Genomic DNA, 19,358 nt, shown 5'->3' with positions numbered 1-19,358 from the left:
CCCGGGTGCCGTCCCGAAAGGAATCACATGCTTCGCCGCACGGCCCTCGCCGCCACCGCACTCTTCGCCGCGTCCGCCCTCGTGCTCGCCGGATGCACCTCCACCGCCGACCCGGGTCCGACGGGCGCGACAGGCGAGCCGAACCCCGATGCCTCGGTCGCGATCCGCCTCGTGCTCGAGCCCGGCAACCTCGACATCCGCCAGACCACCGGCGCGGCCCTCGACCAGGTGCTCATCGACAACGTCTACCAGGGCCTGGTGTCGCGGACCACCGACCAGGAAATCGTCCCGGCGCTCGCCAGCGACTGGGAGGTCTCGGACGACGGGCTGACGTACACCTTCACCCTCGAGGAGGGCGTCACCTTCCACGACGGGCAGGAGCTGACCGCGCAGGATGTGGTGTGGTCGCTGCAGACCCGCAAGGACACCCCCGAGTGGGCCGATTCCGCCCGTCTGGCGAACGTGTCGTCGATCACCGCCGACGGGCAGACCGTCACTCTCACGCTCGCGCAGCCCGACTCGAGCCTGCTGTGGAACCTCACCGGCCGCGCCGGGATCATCCTCAAGGAGGGCGACACCGTCGACTACCAGACGGCGGCCAACGGCACCGGGCCGTTCGTCCTCGAGGAGTGGCAGCAGGGGGCGAGCATCACCCTCACCCGCAACGACGCCTACTGGGGCGACGCCGCGGGCGTCGGCGAAGTGGTCTTCCAGTACATCGCCGAGGACCAAGCCGCGGTGAACGCCGCGGCCGCGGGCGAAGTGGACGTGCTCACCGGGTTCGATCCGAACCTCACCGAGCAGATCGAGCAGAACGGCGACTGGACCGTCGTTCTCGGCACCGCCACCGACAAGAGCGTGCTGGCGATGAACAGCACGGCGGCGCCCCTCGACGACCAGCGGGTGCGCCAGGCGATCCGTCAGGCGATCGATCACGACGCCATCGTCGAGGCGGTCGGTGCCGGCCAGACCCTGTACGGCCCCATCCCCGAGCCCGACCCCGGCTACGAGGACCTCAGCGACACGGCGCCGTACGACCCCGAGGCAGCGCGCGCGCTGCTGGAGGAAGCGGGAGTCGACGACCTCGAGCTGACCCTCACCATCCCCTCGTTCTACGGCACGACGATCCCGCAGATCTTGGTGTCGAACCTCAACGAGGTCGGCATCACCCTCGAGGTCGACGCGGTCGACTTCGGCGTGTGGGTCAACGACGTGTACACGAACAAGGACTACGAGCTCAGCTACGTCAACCACGCCGAGCCCCGCGACTTCGAGAACTGGGCGAACCCCGACTACTACTTCACCTACGACAACCCCGAAGTGCAGGATCTTTACGAGCAGTCGCTGCGTGCCACGGATGAGGCGGAGGCCGACGCCCTCCTCGCCGAGGCCGCGCGTATCGTCGCCGAGGATGCCGCCGCCGACTGGCTCTACAACTGGGCAGGGGTCAGCGCCGTGGCCACCGGGATCGACGGGATGCCGGCTGACAACGTCAACGCCCGCCTCGATCTCTCAGAGCTGACCAAGAGCGAGTGATCCGGTACGCGCTGACCCGGGGAGCCCTGCTGCTGCTGGGGCTGTTCGTAGCCAGTGCGCTCATCTTCCTCACCCTGCGGGTGCTCCCCGGCGACGTCGCACAGCAGATCGCCGGCACGAACGGCACCCCCGAGCAGGTCGCCGCCATCCGAGAGAGCCTCGGGCTCAACGCGCCGCTGTGGGCGCAGTACGCGGACTGGATCGGCGGGGTGTTCCGCGGCGATCTCGGCACCTCGCTCTACACCGGCACCGGCGTCACCACCGAGCTCGCCGAGAAGGCCCGCGTGACGGTGCCGCTCGGCATCCTGTCCCTCCTCTTCGCCCTCGCGGTCAGCATCCCGCTCGGGGTCGTGTCGGCCCTGCGCCGCGGGCGGGCCGACGGTACGACGCTGAGCGTCGGGGCCCAGGCCCTCGCCGCGGTGCCCGTGGTGTGGGCGGGGATGATGCTCGTCGTGGTCTTCGCGGTATGGCTCGGCTGGCTCCCCGCCCAGGGCTTTCCCCGGGGCGGCTGGAGTCAGCCTGCCGACGCGCTCCGAGCCCTCATCCTCCCCGCGCTCACCATCGGCATCATCGAGGGCGCGATGCTGCTGCGCTTCGTGCGGAGCGCCACGCTGCAGGCGATCGGGCAGGATTACGTCCGCACCGCGGCGGCGAAGGGTCTCACCCGTAACGCCGCGCTCATCCGACACGGCCTCCCCAACGTCGGCCTGTCGGTCATCTCGGTGCTCGGGCTCCAGGTGGCCGGGATCGTCGTCGGCGCGGTCATCATCGAGCAGCTGTTCAGCCTGCCCGGGATCGGACGGATGCTGGTGGAAGACGTCGACCGCCGAGACCTCCCGATGGTGCAGGGCGAGCTGCTGATCCTCACCGGTTTCGTGCTCCTCGTCGGCTTCCTCGTCGACATCGTCCACCGCCTTCTCGATCCGCGACAGCGGGAGGCCTCATGAGCGCCTTCCGACGACTGTGGGCCCTCTCGACCGGCCGCTTCGGCCTCATCGTCGTCGCGGTGATCCTCGTCACCGCAGCGGTCTCGCTCGTGTGGACGCCCTTCGATCCGCAGCAGGTCGACATCCCGAACCGCTGGGCACCACCCGGCTGGCCGCACCTTCTCGGTACCGACGGCACGGGCCGCGACATCCTCAGCCTCCTCATCGCCGGCTCGCGGACGACGGTCGTCGTCGCGGTCGGCGCGGGCCTGGTCGCCACCGTCATCGGTCTCGCCCTCGCCGCCCTCGGCGCCCTCACCCGCCGCTGGCTGCGCGAAACGGTCGCCGTCACCGTCGACATCCTCATCGCCTTCCCCGTGCTCCTCATCGCGATGATGATCTCGGCGGTCTGGGGCGGGTCGCTGTGGGTGGTGATCTGGGCGGTGGGCATCGGATTCGGGGTGAACATCGCCCGGGTCACCCGGCCGGAGCTCCGGCGGGTGCTGCAGAGCGACTTCGTCCTCGCCGGTCGGGCCTCGGGCCTCACCCCCGCGCAGAACCTCGTGCGCCATCTGCTGCCGAACGTCGCGCCGGTGTTCATCGTCCAGCTGTCGTGGGGCATGGCCGTCGCCGTCCTCGCCGAGGCGGGTCTGTCGTACCTGGGCTTCGGCGCACCCCCTACCGAGCCGTCGTGGGGGCTGCTGCTGGCGGAGCTTCAGCAGTACCTGACCGTCTACCCGCTCTCCGTGCTCTGGCCGGGGCTCGCGATCACCCTCACGGTGCTCGGGCTGAATCTGCTGGGCGACGGGATCCGCGACGCCACCGACCCGACCCTCTCCCGCCGTGGAGGTTCCGCCCGCCGTGCACGGACGCATGTGCCCGAGGTGGTCGCATGAGCCTGTCGGTGGAAGACCTCGTCGTCGAGATCGACGGCCGACGCGTCGTCGACGGCATCTCGTTCGAGGTGCCGAGCGGTGCCCGGGTGGGGCTGATCGGCGAGTCGGGGTCGGGCAAGTCGCTCACGGCACTTGCGGTCCTCGGGCTCCTCCCCGACGGCGCGACGGCGTCGGGGAGCGTGCGCTGGAACGGCCGCGAACTCATCGGTCTCCGCGATCGCGAGCTCGCCGAACTCCGCGGCGACGAGATCGGCATCGTCTTCCAGGAACCGCGGACGGCGCTGAACCCGATCCGCACGGTCGGCCGGCAGATCGCCGAGGCGGTGCGCATCCACGAGCGGATGACCCGAAAGGATGCCGCGGCACGGGCCGTCACCGAAGCGGCGCGCGTGGCCCTTCCCGAGCCCGAACGCATCGTGGGGCGCTACCCGCACCAGCTCTCCGGCGGGCAGCGCCAGCGGGTCGCGATCGCGATGGCCCTCGCCTGCCGACCCCGCCTGCTCATCGCCGATGAGCCCACCACGGCACTGGACGTCACGATCCAGGCCGAGATCCTCGAACTACTGCGCACCCTCGTCTCGGACGACGGGATGTCGCTGATCTTCATCACCCACGACCTCGCCGTGCTGTCTCAGGTCGCCACTGACGCGGTGGTCCTCGAGAACGGACGGATCGTGGAGGCGGGCCCGGTGGCCACGATCCTGCGCAACCCCGCCTCGCCCGTCACGCGCGGTCTCCTCCGCGACGCCACCGCCACGCTCTGGCGTCCCGAGGGGATGACGCCGTGAGCGACATCCTGCTGAGCGCCCGACGCCTCACCCGCCGTCACGCGCTGCCGAAGAAGACCCTGTTCGAGCGGCGGACGTACACGACCGCTCTCGAGGACGCCGACGTCGACGTCAGCGCCGGGAGTGCGCTGGGCATCATCGGCGAGTCGGGGTCGGGGAAATCCACTCTCGTGCGGATCCTCCTCGGGCTCGATGCCCCCACCTCGGGCACCGTCGAGGTCGACGGGCGCGCCATCGACGCCACGGCGTCCGCGCGCTCGCTGCACTGGCTCCGGCGGCTGACCGGCGTGGTGTTCCAGGATCCCTATGCCTCGCTCGACCCGCGGATGAGCGTGGGGCGCATCGTCGGAGAACCCCTCTGGGCCCTCGGGATCGAGGGCGATCGGCGGGCACGCGTGCGCGAGGTGCTGGAGCAGGTCGGGCTGGAGGCCGAGATGACCGAGCGGTTCCCGCACGAGTTCTCCGGCGGCCAGCGCCAGCGGATCGCTCTGGCCCGGGCACTCGTGCACCGCCCGCGCCTGCTCGTCGGCGACGAGCCGCTCTCGGCGCTCGATGTCACCGTCCGCGCGCAGATCCTCACCCTGCTGGCCGATCTCCGCCGACAGGAGGACCTCACGCTCGTGATGGTCTCTCACGACATCGGCGTCGTGCAGAGCATCTGCGATGAGGTGGTCGTGATGAAGGACGGCCGCATCGTCGAGGAGGGGCCCACCGAGAAGGTGCTGCAGCAACCGCAGGTGGCCTACACGCGTCGCCTCCTGGCGTCGGTGCCCATGATCGATCCTCCGGCGACCCGCCCCGGCGTCGGAGGTGAGGGTTAGCGTGGTCGCCATGCGCGCGATCATCCCTCCCTATCTCCTCGCCCGGATCGCCTCCGTGAACGAGGCGACCTTCGCCCACGCGGCCGCCGCGGCGCGCGCGACCCTGCAGGCCACCCCGCCCTACCGCATCACCCGGAGCAGGCTCCGCCTGTCCATCGGCGACGACGGCACGATCACCGCCGAGACCACGCCCGCGCCCGATCGCACGATCTCCGACGCGGAGCGGCGCGAGGTGCTCCCCGGTCGTCGTGTGCGCGGCGAGGACGACCCGGCCACCGGCGACGCCGCCGTCGACGAGGCCTTCGCCGGGCTCGGCATCACCTTCGACGCGTTCTGGGACGCCTTCGCCCGCAACGGCATCGATGGCCGGGGCGGCCCGCTCCTGGCGACCGTGCACTACGGCCGCGACTACGACAACGCTTTCTGGAACGGCGAGCGCATGGTCTTCGGCGACGGTGACGGCGAGGTGTTCACCGGCTTCACCGGCTCGCTCACCGTCATCGCCCACGAGCTCGCGCACGGGGTCATCGAGGCCGCCGGAGGCCTGGAGTACCAGGACCAGTCCGGCGCGCTGAACGAATCGCTGGCCGACGTGTTCGGCGTGCTCGTCGAGCAGCAGCATCTCGGCCAGACCGCCGACGAGGCCAGCTGGCTCATCGGCGAGGGGATCTTCACCCCCGCGGTGCAGGGGCGGGCTCTGCGATCGTTGGCGGTGCCGGGGACCGCGTACGACGACGACATCCTCGGCCGCGACCCGCAACCGGGGCACATGGACGACTACGTCGTGACCGCCGATGACAATGGCGGCGTGCACATCAACTCCGGCATCCCCAACCGGGCGTTCCACCTCGTCGCCACGGCGCTCGGCGGATACGCGTGGGAGCGGGCGGGGCGCGTGTGGTACCTCGCCCTGACCTCGGGCGCCCTCTCCCCCACCGCGGACTTCTCCGACTTCGCCGCCGCGACGGTGGCCGCCGCCCAGTCGGAGTACGGTGGATCATCCAAAGAAGCAGCGGCCGTTCGCGCCGCCTGGGCGGGTGTCGGGGTCGACCTCGCCGGGTAGGCGCTTCGGCCCCGAGAGAGCATCGTGGACGGGGATGAGCGATCAGACGGACGGGACCGGTCCCGGCAGGAAGGCGATCGTCGTGGTCCTGGTGGAGCGCACCGGCGGTGTCACCGGAATCCCCCGTCGATGGCGTGCCGAGGTCGAGGGCGACGACGCATCGTCCTGGCTTCCCCTCATCGACGCCTGCCCCTGGGACGTGGCACCGCGCCCGACGCGCGGGGCCGATCGATTCCGCTGGCGGGTGCATGCGACCTCGCACGGCGCCGACCGTGAGGCCGAATTCGGCGATGCGGATCTGGAAGGACCGTGGCAGACCCTCGTGGAGCGCGTGCGCGAGCACGGTCGCCCCGGCTGATCACCCCCGGCTGATCACCGACCGAAGAGTGCCCGCCGCTTCTTCACCGGCTTCAGGGACTTCTGCAGGTACACCGTCCCGAGCCACCGGCCGAACTTGAAGCCGACCCGGCCCATGCGTCCGACCTCGGCGAACCCGAGCTTCTCGTGGAGGGCGATCGAGGCCTCGGCGCCCCTGTCGCTGATGACAGCCACCATCTCCCGGATGCCCGCCTGCTCGCATGCCGCGATGAGCGCCTCGAGGAGCGCGCGCCCGAGTCCCTTCCCGGTCGCTGCCTGCCCGAGGTAGATAGAGTTCTCCACCGAGTACCGATAGGCGGACTTGCTCGACATCGGCTGCACGTAGGCGTACCCGAGCACCTGACCGGAGGGCGATTCGGCGACGAGGAAGGGCAGACCGAGCTTCTTCAGGTAGGCGACCTTGTCCCGCCACTGCCCGACGGTCCACTTCTTTTCATCGAAGGTCACCACGGAGTTGGTGACGTAGTAGTTGTAGATCTCGCGGATGTCGGGGATGTCACCGTCGGCGACCGGGCGGATCTCGAACGAGAACGGCCGCTCCGGCTCGGGCCGGCGACGAAGATGACGGGGAAGGCGGCGCCTCGCCGTCTCGTACTCCTCCTCCAGCATGGCGACAGCCTACGCGGCGGAGGGCAGACGCCAGTCGACGGTCGAAGCGCCCTGCGCGGCGAGCATCTCGTTCGCGCGCGAGAACGGCCGCGACCCGAAGAATCCGCGGCTGGCCGAGAGGGGCGACGGATGCGCCGAGGTGATGGCGGCGGTGTCGCCGAGGAGCGGACGCAGGGTCGCGGCATCCCTCCCCCAGAGGATCGCGACGAGAGGGCGATCACGGGCTGCGAGCACGCGGATGGCGTGCTCGGTGACGCGTTCCCAGCCCCAGCCGCGGTGAGAGCCGGGTTCACCGGGGCGGACGGTGAGCACCCTGTTCAGCAGCATGACGCCCTGGTCGCTCCACGCCGACAGGTCGCCGTGGGTGACGGGCTCGATACCGAGGTCGTCGCGCAGTTCGCGGTAGATGTTCGCCAGGCTCCGCGGCAGGGGCCGCACGCGCGGATCGACGGCGAACGACAGGCCGATCGGATGACCCGGCGTCGGGTAGGGGTCCTGCCCCACGATCAGCACCTTCACCTCGTCGAGCGGACGGGAGAAAGCGCGCAGCACACGCTCACCGGCGGGGAGGTACTGGCCGCCCGTGGCGGTCTCGGCTCTCAGCCGCTCGCCGAGGGCGGCGATGTCAGAGGCCACGGGCGCGAGCGCTGCCGCCCACCCGGCATCCAGCAGACCCGCGTCGGCCAGTTCGTCAAGCGAACGCCCCATCAGCCGGCGGTGCGCACGTGCAGCGGCCCGCGGGCCAGCAGGTGCTGCGCCGACTGCGCGACCGGTCGCATCGTGACGAGGTCGAGGTTGACGTGCCCCGGCGCCGACAGTGCATACCCGATGACGTCCGCGACGTCATCGGCGGTGAGCGGCGCCTGGACGTCCTCGTACACCCGGTCGGCCGCAGCGCGATCACCGCCGAGGCGATTGAGCGTGAACTCCTCGGTCTGCACCATGCCCGGCGCGATCTCGATGACCCGGAGGGGCTCGCCGTTGACCTCGAGGCGCAGCGCGTGCGCGATCATCGACTGTCCCGCCTTCGCGGCGTTGTATCCGGCACCGCCGGCGTAGGCGATCTGCGCAGCGGTCGAGGTGACGAAGACCACATCGGCGTGGGATGCCCGGTCGGCCGCCGTGCGGCGCAGCAGCGGCAGCAGAGCGGCGGTGAGGCGCTGCGTGGCGAGCACATTGACCTCGAACATCCACTGCCAGTCGTCGGGGTCGCCGTCCTCGACACGATCGGTGCCGCGCGCGCCCCCGGCGATGTTGACGAGCGCGTCGACCGGCCCCGTCTCCGCCAGCCACTCGGCGAGCGCCTCGACATCGGCGGCGGCAGTGAGGTCGGCGGCGAAGGCGACGGCGCCGATCTCGTTCTCCAGTGCGGCGAGGCGCTCGGCACGTCGGGCCACGGCGACCACGTCCCAGCCGAGTGCCCGAAGCTTCCGCGCCGTCGCCTCGCCGATCCCCGAGCTCGCTCCGGTGACCACCGCGCGTCTGGCGGTCGGTCGATGTGCGGCATCCGTCGTCGTGGCATCGGTCATACTCCTCACGCTACAAGGCGCACCCGGCGCGGGGCGCACGGCCCGCGCCGGCCCGCATTACGTCACATTTCCCTCGCGTTGTCGACGAGGGGGGCCTTCCGTACGCTCGAAGAGGTCGCGGAACCCGCCGCGGCACCCATCGACCGGTAGGAGCAGCCCATGTCCGCACCCGAGAACTGGCGTTTCGAGACCAAGCAGATCCACTCGGGCGCGCAGCCCGACCCGGTGACGAAGGCCCGCGCCACGCCCATCTACCAGACCACGTCGTACGTGTTCGACAACACCGATCACGCCGCCAACCTCTTCGCGCTGGCCGAGTTCGGAAACATCTACACCCGCATCCAGAACCCCACGCAGGATGTCGTCGAGCAGCGCATCGCGGCGCTGGAGGGCGGCACCGGCGCACTGCTGGTCTCCAGCGGGCAAGCGGCCGAGACCTTCGCGATCCTCAACCTCGCGCAGGCGGGCGACCACTTCGTGTCCTCCAGCTCGATCTACGGCGGCACCTACAACCTGTTCAAGTACACCCTGGCCAAGCTCGGCATCGAGGTCACCTTCGTCGAGAACCAGGATGACGCCGACGAGTGGCGCCGCGCGGTGCGACCGAACACCAAGGCGTTCTTCGCCGAGACGATCGGCAACCCCAAGATCAACGTCCTCGACATCCGCACCGTCGCCGACGTCGCGCACGAGGCGGGAGTCCCGCTCATCGTCGACAACACGATCGCCACGCCCTACCTCATCCGTCCGTTCGAGCACGGCGCCGACATCGTGCTGCACTCGGCGACGAAGTTCCTCGGCGGCCACGGCACCGTGATCGGCGGCGTGATCGTCGACGGCGGATCGTTCGAGTGGTCGAAGAACGTCGACCGCTTCCCCGGGTTCACCGAGCCCGACCCGTCGTACCACGGAGCGAGCTACACCGCGGCCGTGGGCGACGGTCTCGCCTACATCATCAAGGCCCGTGTGCAGCTGCTGCGCGACCTCGGATCCTCCATCTCGCCGAACAGCGCCTGGCTGCTCCTGCAGGGCATCGAGACGCTGTCGCTGCGCATCGAGCGTCACGTGCAGAACGCGCAAGAGATCGCCGAGTGGCTGGAGAACCAGTCCGACGTCGCGTCGGTGAACTATTCGGGTCTTCCGACCTCGCCCTGGTACGCCGCTGCGAACCGCTACGCCCCGAAGGGTGTGGGCGCGGTGCTGTCCTTCGAGCTGAAGGGCGGTGTGGATGCGGGCCGTGAGTTCGTGAACTCGCTGACGCTGTTCAGCCACCTCGCCAACATCGGCGACGTGCGCTCGCTCGTCATCCACCCCGCCTCGACCACCCACTCGCAGCTCACTCCCGAGCAGCAGCTCACCGCCGGGGTGACCCCGGGGCTCGTGCGCCTGTCGGTGGGGATCGAGAACGTCGATGACCTCAAGGCCGACCTCGAGCAGGCCCTCGCCGCTGCGCGCCGGGTCTCAGAGGCCGCCCGCGCCTGACACAGGCGACATCGAAGCGCCCTGCGAGCTCGAACAGAGCCCGCGGGGCGCTCTGCGTGCGGTCGCGGATCGCGAAGCGGCCCCATCGAGGCACGGATCGCGCGGCGCCCCATCGAGCACGACGCCGCCCCGCGGCATCCGTCTCCTCTTTCGGACCAGCCTTCCTCGCTCCCGCGGAGATCCACCCTCCCGCAGACCGATCCGGCCCATACGCCCGCACGAGCGCAGATCTCCGCGGTGCGACCTGGGCCCGCGCGCCGGGGACCGCGCAGTGCGCGCGAGTGCGCGCGCGTCCGCACGCCGCGCGTCAGACCTTCATGCGCGGGCGGACCCGGGCGAGGCCTCCGTCGACGGCCAGCACCTGCCCGGTGATCCAGTCGTTCGCGGGGTCGAGGAGGAAGGCCACCGCTCGCGCGACATCGTCGGGCTTGCCCAGCCGCCCGAGGGCGTGCATCGCCTCCGACACCTTGCGCGCCCCGTCGGTCTCGGTCAGCGACGCGGTCAGCGAGGTCTCGGTGAGACCCGGAGCCACCGCGTTCACCCGCAGGTTACGCGACGCGTACGTCGCTGCGGCCGACAGAGCCAGCCCGACCACCCCTGATTTCGCGGCGGCGATGGCCTCGTGATTCGCCGTTCCGTGCAGAGCCGCAGCGGATGACACGAGCACGACCGATCCCCCGCGCTTGAGGTGCTTCCCCGCACCCCGCACCGTCGCGAAGGCGGTCGTGAGCGACGCGGCGACCACCTCGTGGTACTCCTCGGCCGTCGTCAGATGCGCGGGCTTGAGCAGCAGCGACCCGGCGAAGCAGGCGACCCCGTCGAGCTCCCCCGCCGCGGCGAACACCTCGTCGACGGCAGCGAAGTCGGTGGCGTCGACGACGTGGTCGGGAGTGATGACGTCGTCGCCGCGTGCGGTCGTGACGACCTCGTGCCCACTGCTTCGGAGGATCTCCGCGGTGGCCTGGCCGATGCCGCTCGAAGCGGCGATGAGAAGGAAGCGCGCCATGCTCCCATCATCCTGTGCTCAGACGGCGGCGGGCTCGAATCGGTCGGATCCGGGCAGGACCACCCACACGCGCGCGCCACCGAGCGGGGAATCGCTGATTCCGATCCGCCCGCCGTGCGCTTCAGCGATGCGGCGGCAGGTGGCCAGTCCGATCCCCAGTCCCGGTGCGAGGGCGTTCTGACCTCGTTCCATCAGCCCGAAGACCCGTTCCCTGTCATCTTCGGGGATGCCGGGACCGTCGTCGTCGACGATCAGCCGGATGCCGGATGACGTTCGCTCCACGCGGACGTCGACGTGAGGTCTTCCGCCGGCGGCCTGTGAGAACTTCACGGCGTTGGCCACGAGGTTCTCCACCAGCACGCGAAGCATGGTGCGGTCGCCTTCCATCTCGGCCGAGGCGGTGACATCGATGCGGGCACCGCTCTCGCTGAGGGCCGAGTGCAGATCGTCCTGGATCTCCTCCAGCAGCTCGCCGACATCGACCCTCGCCGTGGCGGGCGGTACGCCGCCCACACGCGCGAAGGCGAGAAGATCGTCCAGCATCCCGGACATGCGGTGCGCCGCGGCCTCCGCCCGCTCGATCGCGCGGGCCGCGACCGGCGCGTCGGCGAGCTCAGGACTGTCGACGGCGAGTTCGAGGAAACCGCTGATCGCGGTGAGGGGATTGCGCAGGTCATGACTGACCTGGCGGGCGAAACCCTCGAGCGCCTCGTTGGATCGCTTGAGCTCGCGCGCGAGTCTGCGCAGCTCCAGCACGTCGACCACCTGATGGGCGAGGACGTCGAGCGCGCGGCCCTGTTCCTCGGTGAGCAGGCCGGGGTCGTCGTCGAAGACGCACAGCGTGCCGATGGCGACTCCCCCCGGCGTCACCAGCGGGCTCGAGGCGTAGAACCTGATGCGCGCGATGTCTCCGGTGACGAAGGGATTCGTCGCGAACCGCTCGTCGCGACGGGCGTCGCTGACGACCACCCGATGCGCACCCTCGAAGACGACCGCGCACATCGAGTCCTCCCGTGCGCACACGGAGGGCGAGATCCCCACGGTGGCGATCTGATGCTGGTGCCGATCGTCGATGATGTTGATCACCGCGGTCGGCACGCCCGAGATGGTCGCGGCCAGCTGCACCAGACCCTCGAGGTCGGGCTCGGGGGGCTCGCCGACGACGCCGTACTGCGCGATGATCTCGCGGCGCGTCGCGTCCTGAGCTGTGTTCACGTCCGTCCCCCCGCCCCACACTAGCCGGGGTCGTAACACAGCGCTGGCCACCGCGACCAGCGGCGAGAATGGCAGGCATGGACTGGCAGACCTCCGAAGACACGGTGCCGAGCGCACCGGTGACGGAGGCCGACGCGCGCCTGCTTCTCGGCCGCCCGCCCGTGACCGGCGCGTGGCGCGACGGCGACCCCGCGGGCGACCGCCAGTTCGCCGCCTTCGGCGCATTCCGCACGGAGGGCGGAACGGAGCTCCCCGGCATCCGCATCGCCTTCGAGACGTGGGGTGAGCTCACACCGGCCCGCGACAATGCCGTGCTGATCCTCCACGCCCTCACCGGCGACAGCCACGTCACCGGCGAGGCCGGCCCGGGGCACCCCACCGACGGCTGGTGGGACGACATCGTCGGCCCCGGCAGGCCCGTCGACACCGACCGCTGGTTCGTGGTCGCGCCGAACATGCTGGGCGGATGCCAGGGCTCGACGGGACCTGCGAGCATCGCGCCCGACGGCTACGAGTGGGCATCCCGGTTCCCCTATCTCACCGTCCGCGACCAGGTCGCAGCCCAGGTGCGGCTCGCCGACGCGCTCGGGATCGACGTCTGGGCGGCGGTGATCGGCGGCTCCATGGGCGGCATGCACGCGCTGGAGTGGGGGGTCTCGCACCCGGAGCGGGTGGAACGGATGGCGGTGCTGTCGGCGCCGCCGGTGACGACCGCCGATCAGGTGGCCTTGAACTCGGTTCAGCTCGAGGCGATCCGGATCGATCCGCGCTTCCAGGGCGGGGAGTACTACGACGCCGGTGACGGCGACGGTCCGCACCGGGGGCTCGCGCTGGCACGACGGATGGCGCTTTTGAACTACCGCTCGCCGACGGAGTTGAATCAGCGCTTCCAGCGGTCATGGCAGTCGGGGGTCAGCCCCCTCGGCCACGGCGGACGCTTCGCTGTGGAGAGCTACCTCGACTTCCACGGCAACAAGTTCACGCGTCGCTTCGACGCCAACACCTACCTCACCCTCGTCGAGGCGATGAACTCGCATGACATCGGCCGCGACCGCGGCGGGGTCGAAAGCGCCCTGGAGCGGGTGACGGCCCGCGCCCTCGTGCTCGGGATCGACAGCGACCGCCTCTTCCCCGTCGACGGGCAGCACCGCATCGCACGCGGACTCCGCCGCAACATCGACGGCGACCGCGCCGTGGGGCTCGTCAGCGACTTCGGCCATGACGGGTTCCTCATCGAGACCGCGCCGGTCGGGCTACACCTGGAACGCCTGCTCGCCACCTAGCGACGCAGATACCGCCACGGGAGACTCCCGATCTCCAGCCGATGCCGGGCGACGCCCGGACCGGGCGCGTGGAACTCCGCATCCCCCTCCCAGAGCAGGACCGGACCCTCGGGTCCCCGCCGGGCCACGGTGTCGAAGCGACGCACCCCCGTCCGCCGGGTTCTCCGCATCGCCTGCTCCGCGCTTTCGGCATCAGCGAGGTCGTGGAGGGTCACCCAGGTGGGCGGATACAGGACGAGCTCCCCTCGTCCGTGGGCGGCGAGCGCCTCGCCCGGACGCAGCCACTCGGCGCGTGTGACCTCCCCTTCGGCGAGGACGAGACCGTCGACCTCGCCGGCCGCCTCGCCCCGGAGACCGGCGAGGAAGAACCACGTGCGGATTCGCAGCGGCAGGCCCGGGGGCGGGTCCCACAGGGACACGGTGGCCAGCGCCTCACCTGCCAGTTCGAGGCCCACTTCCTCACGGGTCTCGCGCGTGGCGGCCCGTCGAGCCGTGGCCTCCTCGTCATCCGCTCCCGCACCACCGGCGTCACCGGGTTCCACCTTGCCGCCGGGGAACACCCACGCCCCGGCGAAGGATCCCCGTCCGGGGCGCTCGAGCATGAGCACCTCCACGCCGCGGGCCGTGTCGCGCAGCAGGACCGCGGTTCCGGCGACAGGGACGTCGGGGTCGCCCGCGTCGCGCTCCGTGCGCGGTCGCGACTGCCCCGCCGCGTCGGCGAGCACCCGCGCCAGCCGGTCGGCGGCAGCGGACGACGACGCTCCCGGCTCGTCGGTCGCCGACCCGGTCACGCCTCGGCGTGCGGGTCGGATCCCTCGCCGATCGCGCGCTCGAGGCGGTCGATCTTGGCGTCGATCTCGCCCGTGCGCCCCGGACGGATATCGGCCTTGAGCACGAGCGACACCCGCGAGCCGAAGGGCAGGACCGCCTCGGTGGCTCGCTTGACGACATCCATCACCTCGTCCCACTCCCCCTCGACCTCGGTGAACATCGACGTGGTGCGGTGCGGCAGCCCAGAGCTGCGCACCACACGGACGGCGGCGGCGACGGCGTCGTGGACGGAGCCGTCCGAGCGGCCGGTGCCGCTCGGGGCGACGGAGAAGGCGACGAGCATGGGGTCCTTTCGGTGGATGGATCAGGCCAGGGCGTCGACGACCGCGGGGGCCGGCACGCGCCGGGGCGTTCGCACGAGCAGTGCGACACTCCACGCCAGCAGCCCCACGAGCAGGACATTGCGCAGCGTCAGCGCGCCGACGGCGATCGGGTCGCCACCGAGCAGACGGTCGTACCAGAGCGGGTAGATGAGCTGAGTGAGGGCGGCGCTCACGAGGGCCAGGCAGGCCGGCGACCACCAGCGGTCGCGGTCGAGAACGAGCCCGACGACGAGGGGCGCGATGATCCACGTGAGGTACTGGGGCGAACCGACCTTGTTGGTCACGATGAAGACCAGCACGAGACTGAGCGCAAGAGCCGGGAAGACCCGCAGGAACGGGATGCCACGGCGAACGCGCAGCGCCCCGATCGTCGTCACCACAACGACCGCCGCCACCATCACGGCGGTCATCGCATCGCTCACGGCGGCAGCACCTGGACCGGTCACCTGCCAGGTCAGGATCTCGTCGTCGTAGAACACCCGGGAGTCGCCGAAGCCCGCCAGCGCCCGCCACAGCCAGAAGGCGCTGACCGGCGCCTCGACCTGCAGACCCCGCTCCGTCTGATCGAAGACGAAGCCGAACAGGTGCCCGGCGCCGCCGACGGCGACGACGACCCCGATCACGATCGCCGAGAGCGCCGCGGCACCGCCGACGAGCGCGAGGCGACGGCGCACGGCGATGACGGCGGCCAGGAGGAGCGCCGCGGGCCACACCTTGATCCAGGTCGCCGCGGCCAGGAGCAGCGCCGCGAGCCAGGGTCTGGTCAGCAGCCAGAGGCAGCCGGCCACGGCGAGGGGCACGGTGATCGCGTCCAGGCGGTACATTCCCACCGGACCAAGCGCCAGGATGAACACCAGCCAGAACCAGGCCGCCACCGTCCGGCCCTGCGAGCGGCCGCGCCCGACGAGGAGCGCGAAGGCCGCAGCATCCACGGCGGTGACGACCACCGCCCACGCGACGATGTACGAGCCCCACAGCGGCGCGAGCACGTGGGTGAGGAGGAGGGGGAGAAGGGCCAGGGCGGGGTAGACCCAGGTCTCGGTGATCCCGACCACTCCGTCGCCCGCCGCCGCACGATTCGCCCACGGCTCGTAGACCATGTACACGTCGCCCATGGGCTGATTGGGCTGGAGGAAGCCGAGCACCGCCACCGCGACGTGCACCAGCACGAACGCGACCCAGAGCACCGCCCGCTTCGACACGCGCCCATCCTAAGGCGCGGTGCCCGCGTTCCTCTGTCTGTCGGGAGGCTGCCCGCCCGGCTCAGCCGGCGAGCGCTTCGGCGACCACCGCGGGCAGGGCGCCGGCCACATCGAGCGCCGTGACGGGGCCGCCACGCCGCCCCGCACCCCCGGCCGCCCACTCGGCGGCCCGCGCCCCCGCGCGCTGGTGCAGCCACACCGCGGCCGCGGCGCGCCGGGCCCACGGGACGAGGCCCGGCTCCGCGGCTCCCGCGCCGTCGCCGGCGCTCCCCGCCCGCTCCTCGCGGGCCGCAGCCCCGGCTACGACCGCCCCGAGGACCCCGGCGAGCACGTCGCCGGTTCCGGCGGTCGCGAGCCAGGAGGTGCCCTCCTGCGCGACCAGGACGTGCCACCCCTCGGGCTCGGCCACGATCGTGCGCGCGCCCTTGAGCACCACGACCGCGCCGGTGCGGCGCGCGGTCTCGACGGCGCCATCGACGCGCCGGTCTCCGGCGTCGGGCCCGAGGGGGGCGAGCCCGAACGCCTCCCGCAGCCTGTCGTGCTCCCGGTCGTGCGGGGTCAGCACCCGCACGCCGCCCTCGCGTGCGCCGTCGGCGACGAGGTCGAGGGCGCCGGCGTCGAGGACGACCGGTTCGGGTCGGGAGAGGATGTCGCGCAACGCCGACACCTCGCCGCGGGGCCTCGTCGCGGCATCCGTTCCCGACCCGATCAGCCAGGCCTGCACCCGTCCGCTCGAGGTGACCGTCTCGGGCCGGCGGTGCAGAACGAGCGCGGTGGGCCGGTCGGGGCCGAGGTAGCGGACCATGCCGACACCCGTCCGCCACGCCGCTTCGACGCCCAGCACCGCGGCACCGGGGTACTGGTCCGAGCCCGTGCGGATCCCGACGACGCCCCGCCGGTACTTGTCGTCGGTGTCGGTGGGGGCGTGCAGCTCGGCCGCGGTGGCGGGCAGATCCCAGGTGCTCATGCCGTCACCCTACTCAGGCGTCGGGTCACCCGCCCCGGGCTCTCAGCGACGGCGCCGCGTCGCGTCCTGCACCTCGCCGACGAGCTCTTCGATGACGTCCTCGAGGAAGAGGACCGCGGTGATGGTGCCGCCCTGATCCCGCACCTGAGCGAGGTGGCGGCCGTCGCGGCGCATGAGCGCGAGGGCGTCCTCGAGGTCGGTGGTCTCCTGCACCGGCACCATGTGGTGGATGCGTTTGGCCGGGATCGGGGTGTCCACCGCGGCATCCGGGCCCTCGGCCACCCGAAGGATGTCCTTGAGGTGCACGTAGCCCACGGGGGCGCCGTCGGCGCCGACGATGACGTACCGCGAGAAGCCGTGCCGGGCGACGGCCCGCTCGATGTCGCCGGGCGTGGTGGTCTCGGGAAGGGTCACGAGGTCGGCCAGCGGCACGGCGATGTCCTTCGCCTTCTTGTCGGTAAACTCCATCACCGCCGCGACCGTTCCCGCCGCGTCGTCCAGCACGCCCTCGATGCGCGACTGGTTGACGATCGTGGCGACCTCCTCGAGCGTGAACGTCGAGGCGGCCTCGTCCTTCGGCTCCACCCGGAACAGCCGCACGATGTGGTTGGCGATCCAGTTGAGCGTGAAGATCACCGGGTGGAAGACCTTGGACACCCACACCAACGGGGCGGCGAGCATGAGCACCGCGCGATCGGGCACCGAGAAGGCGAGGTTCTTCGGCACCATCTCCCCGAAAACGACGTGGAGGTACGACACCAGCACCAGCGCGATGGCGAAGGCGATCGCATCGACGAGCCCCTCGGGCAGTCCCGTGAGCGCCAGCGGCTCTTCGAGCAGGTGGTGGATGGCGGGTTCGGAGACGTTCAGGATCAACAGCGAACAGATGGTGATGCCCAGCTGCGATGTCGCCAGCATCAGGGTCGCGTGCTCCATGGCGTACAGAGCGGTGCGAGCAGCCCGCACGCCCTTCTCGGCCAGCGGCTCGATCTGCGAGCGCCGCGCCGAGATCACGGCGAACTCGGCGCCCACGAAGAACGCGTTGCCGAGGAGCAGCACGACCAGCCAGGCGATTCCGGCCCAATCGCTCATCGGCCCTCACCCCCCGCCTCGGTGTGGGCGGCAACGACCGCCGGGGTGAAGCGCACCCGGTCGACGCGGCGGCCGTCCATCCGCTGCACCTCCAGGTCGCCGTCCTCGATGCTCACGGTGTCGCCGACGGCGGGGATGCGCTCGAGGACGCTCATGATGAATCCGCCCACGGTGTCGTACACGTCTCCCTCGGGGATGCGGATGCCGGTGCGGTCGCGCACCTCGTCAGGGCGCAGTTCGCCCGGGAAGCTCACGTATCCGCTCCCCCGCACAATGCCGGCGCGGCGGCGGTCGTGCTCGTCGAGCACCTCGCCGACGATCTCCTCCACGAGGTCTTCGAGGGTGACCACGCCCGCGGTGCCGCCGTACTCGTCGACGACGACCGCCATCTGATAGCCCCGAGCCCGCAGCTCCGAGACGAGGGCGTCGAGGTGCACCGCCTCGGGCACGCGCAGGACCTCGCTCGCCAGTGCCGCCGCCGGCACGTCGGCACGTCGCTCCCGCGGCACCCCGATGGCGGCCTTCAGGTGCACGATGCCGGTGATGTCGTCCATCGACTCCCCCGTGACGGGAAAGCGTGAGTGACCCGTCCGACGGGCGAGCTGGATGACATCGTCCGCATTCTCGGAGGACGACAGGGCATGGATGCTGGGCCGGGGCGTCATCACGTCGGCCGCGGTGAGCCGGGCGAAGTTCAGACTGCGGTCCAGCAGGCTCGCGGTGTCCTTCTCCAGAACCCCCGCGCTCGCCGAACGACGGACGAGACTCGACAGCTCTTCGGCCGTCCGCGCGCCCGACAGCTCCTCCTTGGGCTCGATGCCGAGGGCGCGCAGCACCGCATTGGCGCTGCCGTTGAGGAGCCGGATGGCGGGGCGGAAGACGGTGGTGAAGGCCACTTGGAAGGGCATCACGAGCTTGGCGGTCTGGCGCGGGACGGCCAACGCGAAGTTCTTCGGGACCAGCTCGCCGATGATCATCGAGAACACCGTGGCGATCGAGACGCCGATGATCGAGGACAACGCCACGACCACACCCTCGGGCCATCCCCAGCCGATCAGAACCGGACGCAGCAGGTTGGAGATGGCGGGCTCCATCGTGTAACCGGTCAGCAGCGTCGTCAGGGTGATGCCCAGCTGGGCGCTGGAGAGGTGCGTCGAGGTGATGCGCAGCGCGCTGATGGTCAGCGACAGCCGCGACTCCCCGGCCTCCCGGCGGGCCTCGAGATCGGCACGGTCGAGGTTGACCAGCGCGAACTCGCTCGCGACGAACAGCCCGGTGCCGACGGTCAGCAGGAGCCCCACGCCCAACATGACGTAATCCATCACGCGTCACCCCCGATCAGCGTGGGGGCAGGGCGGTGGGGCCAGGGTCTACAACTGGGAGGGTCGTCCATTTCGCCGAGAAGTCTACG

Annotated in this window: 20 protein-coding genes; 9 read left to right on the top strand and 11 right to left on the bottom strand. The window is 71.0% G+C overall.

The window, feature by feature from the left end; translation table 11 throughout:
- The first annotated feature begins 27 nt into the window (after nucleotides 1-27).
- The 7 genes from FBY40_RS07720 to FBY40_RS07690 are packed head-to-tail and all read left to right on the top strand — an operon-like array spanning nucleotide 28 to nucleotide 6,388.
- Entirely contained in the window at nucleotides 28-1,536 is a 1,509-nt protein-coding gene (locus tag FBY40_RS07720) for an ABC transporter substrate-binding protein (RefSeq protein ID WP_124292792.1), read from the top strand.
- Nucleotides 1,533-2,483, top strand: a complete 951-nt coding sequence (locus FBY40_RS07715; protein ID WP_141937754.1) for an ABC transporter permease — start codon at nucleotides 1,533-1,535, stop codon at nucleotides 2,481-2,483. Before FBY40_RS07720 ends, FBY40_RS07715 begins: the two co-directional genes overlap by 4 nt.
- Complete coding sequence (locus FBY40_RS07710; RefSeq protein ID WP_141937752.1) at nucleotides 2,480-3,358, top strand: ABC transporter permease; 879 nt, start codon at nucleotides 2,480-2,482, stop codon at nucleotides 3,356-3,358. Before FBY40_RS07715 ends, FBY40_RS07710 begins: the two co-directional genes overlap by 4 nt.
- Nucleotides 3,355-4,146 (top strand): ATP-binding cassette domain-containing protein, encoded by a 792-nt coding sequence (locus FBY40_RS07705; RefSeq protein ID WP_141937751.1) that lies wholly within the window; start codon nucleotides 3,355-3,357, stop codon nucleotides 4,144-4,146. Before FBY40_RS07710 ends, FBY40_RS07705 begins: the two co-directional genes overlap by 4 nt.
- A complete protein-coding gene (locus FBY40_RS07700) occupies nucleotides 4,143-4,967 on the top strand; it encodes an ABC transporter ATP-binding protein (RefSeq protein WP_141937748.1) in 825 nt (274 codons plus the stop codon). Before FBY40_RS07705 ends, FBY40_RS07700 begins: the two co-directional genes overlap by 4 nt.
- A gap of 10 nt (nucleotides 4,968-4,977) precedes the next feature.
- Nucleotides 4,978-6,030 (top strand): M4 family metallopeptidase, encoded by a 1,053-nt coding sequence (locus tag FBY40_RS07695; protein WP_141937746.1) that lies wholly within the window; start codon nucleotides 4,978-4,980, stop codon nucleotides 6,028-6,030.
- Nucleotides 6,031-6,064: 34 nt separating this feature from the next.
- Nucleotides 6,065-6,388 (top strand): protealysin inhibitor emfourin, encoded by a 324-nt coding sequence (locus tag FBY40_RS07690; RefSeq protein WP_141937744.1) that lies wholly within the window; start codon nucleotides 6,065-6,067, stop codon nucleotides 6,386-6,388.
- Between the two features lie 14 nt (nucleotides 6,389-6,402).
- On the opposite strand, the gene FBY40_RS07685 is transcribed toward FBY40_RS07690, so the two are convergent.
- From FBY40_RS07685 to FBY40_RS07675, 3 genes are read right to left on the bottom strand one after another with little or no spacing between them, the layout of a single operon-like run.
- Nucleotides 6,403-7,017, bottom strand: a complete 615-nt coding sequence (locus FBY40_RS07685; RefSeq protein WP_141937743.1) for a GNAT family N-acetyltransferase — start codon at nucleotides 7,015-7,017, stop codon at nucleotides 6,403-6,405.
- A 9-nt stretch (nucleotides 7,018-7,026) separates the two neighbouring features.
- Entirely contained in the window at nucleotides 7,027-7,725 is a 699-nt protein-coding gene (locus FBY40_RS07680; protein WP_141937741.1) for a uracil-DNA glycosylase, read from the bottom strand.
- Nucleotides 7,725-8,546: an SDR family oxidoreductase gene (locus FBY40_RS07675; RefSeq protein WP_200829949.1), complete on the bottom strand. Its 822-nt coding sequence runs from the start codon at nucleotides 8,544-8,546 to the stop codon at nucleotides 7,725-7,727. Before FBY40_RS07675 ends, FBY40_RS07680 begins: the two co-directional genes overlap by 1 nt.
- 159 nt (nucleotides 8,547-8,705) lie before the next feature.
- Between FBY40_RS07675 and FBY40_RS07670 the strand changes: the two genes are divergently transcribed.
- Nucleotides 8,706-10,028 carry a bifunctional o-acetylhomoserine/o-acetylserine sulfhydrylase gene (locus FBY40_RS07670; protein ID WP_141937740.1) on the top strand — a complete coding sequence of 441 codons (1,323 nt, stop codon included), beginning with the start codon at nucleotides 8,706-8,708 and terminating at the stop codon, nucleotides 10,026-10,028.
- A gap of 307 nt (nucleotides 10,029-10,335) precedes the next feature.
- Here FBY40_RS07670 and FBY40_RS07665 read toward each other — a convergent pair whose 3' ends face one another.
- Nucleotides 10,336-11,034 carry an SDR family NAD(P)-dependent oxidoreductase gene (locus FBY40_RS07665; RefSeq protein WP_141937738.1) on the bottom strand — a complete coding sequence of 233 codons (699 nt, stop codon included), beginning with the start codon at nucleotides 11,032-11,034 and terminating at the stop codon, nucleotides 10,336-10,338.
- Between the two features lie 18 nt (nucleotides 11,035-11,052).
- On the bottom strand, nucleotides 11,053-12,249 hold the full coding sequence (locus tag FBY40_RS07660) for a sensor histidine kinase (protein WP_141937737.1): 1,197 nt from the start codon (nucleotides 12,247-12,249) through the stop codon (nucleotides 11,053-11,055).
- Nucleotides 12,250-12,326: 77 nt separating this feature from the next.
- On the opposite strand from FBY40_RS07660, the gene metX reads away from it, so the two are divergent.
- Nucleotides 12,327-13,532, top strand: coding sequence for a homoserine O-acetyltransferase MetX (metX, locus tag FBY40_RS07655; RefSeq protein ID WP_141937735.1), 1,206 nt, complete (start codon nucleotides 12,327-12,329; stop codon nucleotides 13,530-13,532).
- Here the strand turns inward: metX and FBY40_RS07650 are convergent.
- From FBY40_RS07650 to FBY40_RS07625, 6 genes are all read right to left on the bottom strand, one after another.
- Nucleotides 13,529-14,323 (bottom strand): NUDIX domain-containing protein, encoded by a 795-nt coding sequence (locus FBY40_RS07650; protein WP_141937734.1) that lies wholly within the window; start codon nucleotides 14,321-14,323, stop codon nucleotides 13,529-13,531. The two genes, metX and FBY40_RS07650, sit on opposite strands and share 4 nt — an antisense overlap.
- The gene (locus FBY40_RS07645; protein WP_141937732.1) at nucleotides 14,320-14,646 is read right to left on the bottom strand and encodes a thiamine-binding protein; all 327 of its coding nucleotides are present in this window, start codon (nucleotides 14,644-14,646) and stop codon (nucleotides 14,320-14,322) included. The genes FBY40_RS07650 and FBY40_RS07645 overlap by 4 nt, the downstream gene beginning before the upstream one ends.
- Nucleotides 14,647-14,667: 21 nt before the next feature.
- Nucleotides 14,668-15,888 carry a glycosyltransferase 87 family protein gene (locus FBY40_RS07640; RefSeq protein WP_141937730.1) on the bottom strand — a complete coding sequence of 407 codons (1,221 nt, stop codon included), beginning with the start codon at nucleotides 15,886-15,888 and terminating at the stop codon, nucleotides 14,668-14,670.
- Between the two features lie 61 nt (nucleotides 15,889-15,949).
- Entirely contained in the window at nucleotides 15,950-16,855 is a 906-nt protein-coding gene (locus FBY40_RS07635) for an ADP-dependent NAD(P)H-hydrate dehydratase (RefSeq protein WP_141937728.1), read from the bottom strand.
- A 42-nt stretch (nucleotides 16,856-16,897) separates the two neighbouring features.
- Complete coding sequence (locus FBY40_RS07630; protein ID WP_141937726.1) at nucleotides 16,898-17,947, bottom strand: hemolysin family protein; 1,050 nt, start codon at nucleotides 17,945-17,947, stop codon at nucleotides 16,898-16,900.
- Nucleotides 17,944-19,269 (bottom strand): hemolysin family protein, encoded by a 1,326-nt coding sequence (locus FBY40_RS07625; protein WP_141937724.1) that lies wholly within the window; start codon nucleotides 19,267-19,269, stop codon nucleotides 17,944-17,946. The genes FBY40_RS07630 and FBY40_RS07625 overlap by 4 nt, the downstream gene beginning before the upstream one ends.
- Nucleotides 19,270-19,358 lie beyond the last annotated feature (89 nt).

Origin of the sequence: Microbacterium sp. SLBN-154, assembly GCF_006715565.1 — a bacterium.
Classification (GTDB): Bacteria; Actinomycetota; Actinomycetes; order Actinomycetales; family Microbacteriaceae; genus Microbacterium.
Note: the sequence above shows the minus strand (reverse complement) of the source record. Positions and strands in the feature narration are given on the sequence as shown.

Bases quoted from the DNA above. Each gene is read 5' to 3' on its own strand.
- FBY40_RS07720 (WP_124292792.1), top strand. From the start codon at position 28: ATGCTTCGCCGCACGGCCCTCGCCGCCACCGCACTCTTCGCCGCGTCC.
- FBY40_RS07710 (WP_141937752.1), top strand. From the start codon at position 2,480: ATGAGCGCCTTCCGACGACTGTGGGCCCTCTCGACCGGCCGCTTCGGC.
- FBY40_RS07705 (WP_141937751.1), top strand. From the start codon at position 3,355: ATGAGCCTGTCGGTGGAAGACCTCGTCGTCGAGATCGACGGCCGACGC.
- FBY40_RS07695 (WP_141937746.1), top strand. From the start codon at position 4,978: ATGCGCGCGATCATCCCTCCCTATCTCCTCGCCCGGATCGCCTCCGTG.
- FBY40_RS07690 (WP_141937744.1), top strand. From the start codon at position 6,065: ATGAGCGATCAGACGGACGGGACCGGTCCCGGCAGGAAGGCGATCGTC.
- FBY40_RS07685 (WP_141937743.1), bottom strand. From the start codon at position 7,017: ATGCTGGAGGAGGAGTACGAGACGGCGAGGCGCCGCCTTCCCCGTCAT.
- FBY40_RS07680 (WP_141937741.1), bottom strand. From the start codon at position 7,725: ATGGGGCGTTCGCTTGACGAACTGGCCGACGCGGGTCTGCTGGATGCC.
- FBY40_RS07675 (WP_200829949.1), bottom strand. From the start codon at position 8,546: ATGACCGATGCCACGACGACGGATGCCGCACATCGACCGACCGCCAGA.
- FBY40_RS07670 (WP_141937740.1), top strand. From the start codon at position 8,706: ATGTCCGCACCCGAGAACTGGCGTTTCGAGACCAAGCAGATCCACTCG.
- FBY40_RS07665 (WP_141937738.1), bottom strand. From the start codon at position 11,034: ATGGCGCGCTTCCTTCTCATCGCCGCTTCGAGCGGCATCGGCCAGGCC.
- metX (WP_141937735.1), top strand. From the start codon at position 12,327: ATGGACTGGCAGACCTCCGAAGACACGGTGCCGAGCGCACCGGTGACG.
- FBY40_RS07645 (WP_141937732.1), bottom strand. From the start codon at position 14,646: ATGCTCGTCGCCTTCTCCGTCGCCCCGAGCGGCACCGGCCGCTCGGAC.
- FBY40_RS07635 (WP_141937728.1), bottom strand. From the start codon at position 16,855: ATGAGCACCTGGGATCTGCCCGCCACCGCGGCCGAGCTGCACGCCCCC.
- FBY40_RS07630 (WP_141937726.1), bottom strand. From the start codon at position 17,947: ATGAGCGATTGGGCCGGAATCGCCTGGCTGGTCGTGCTGCTCCTCGGC.
- FBY40_RS07625 (WP_141937724.1), bottom strand. From the start codon at position 19,269: ATGGATTACGTCATGTTGGGCGTGGGGCTCCTGCTGACCGTCGGCACC.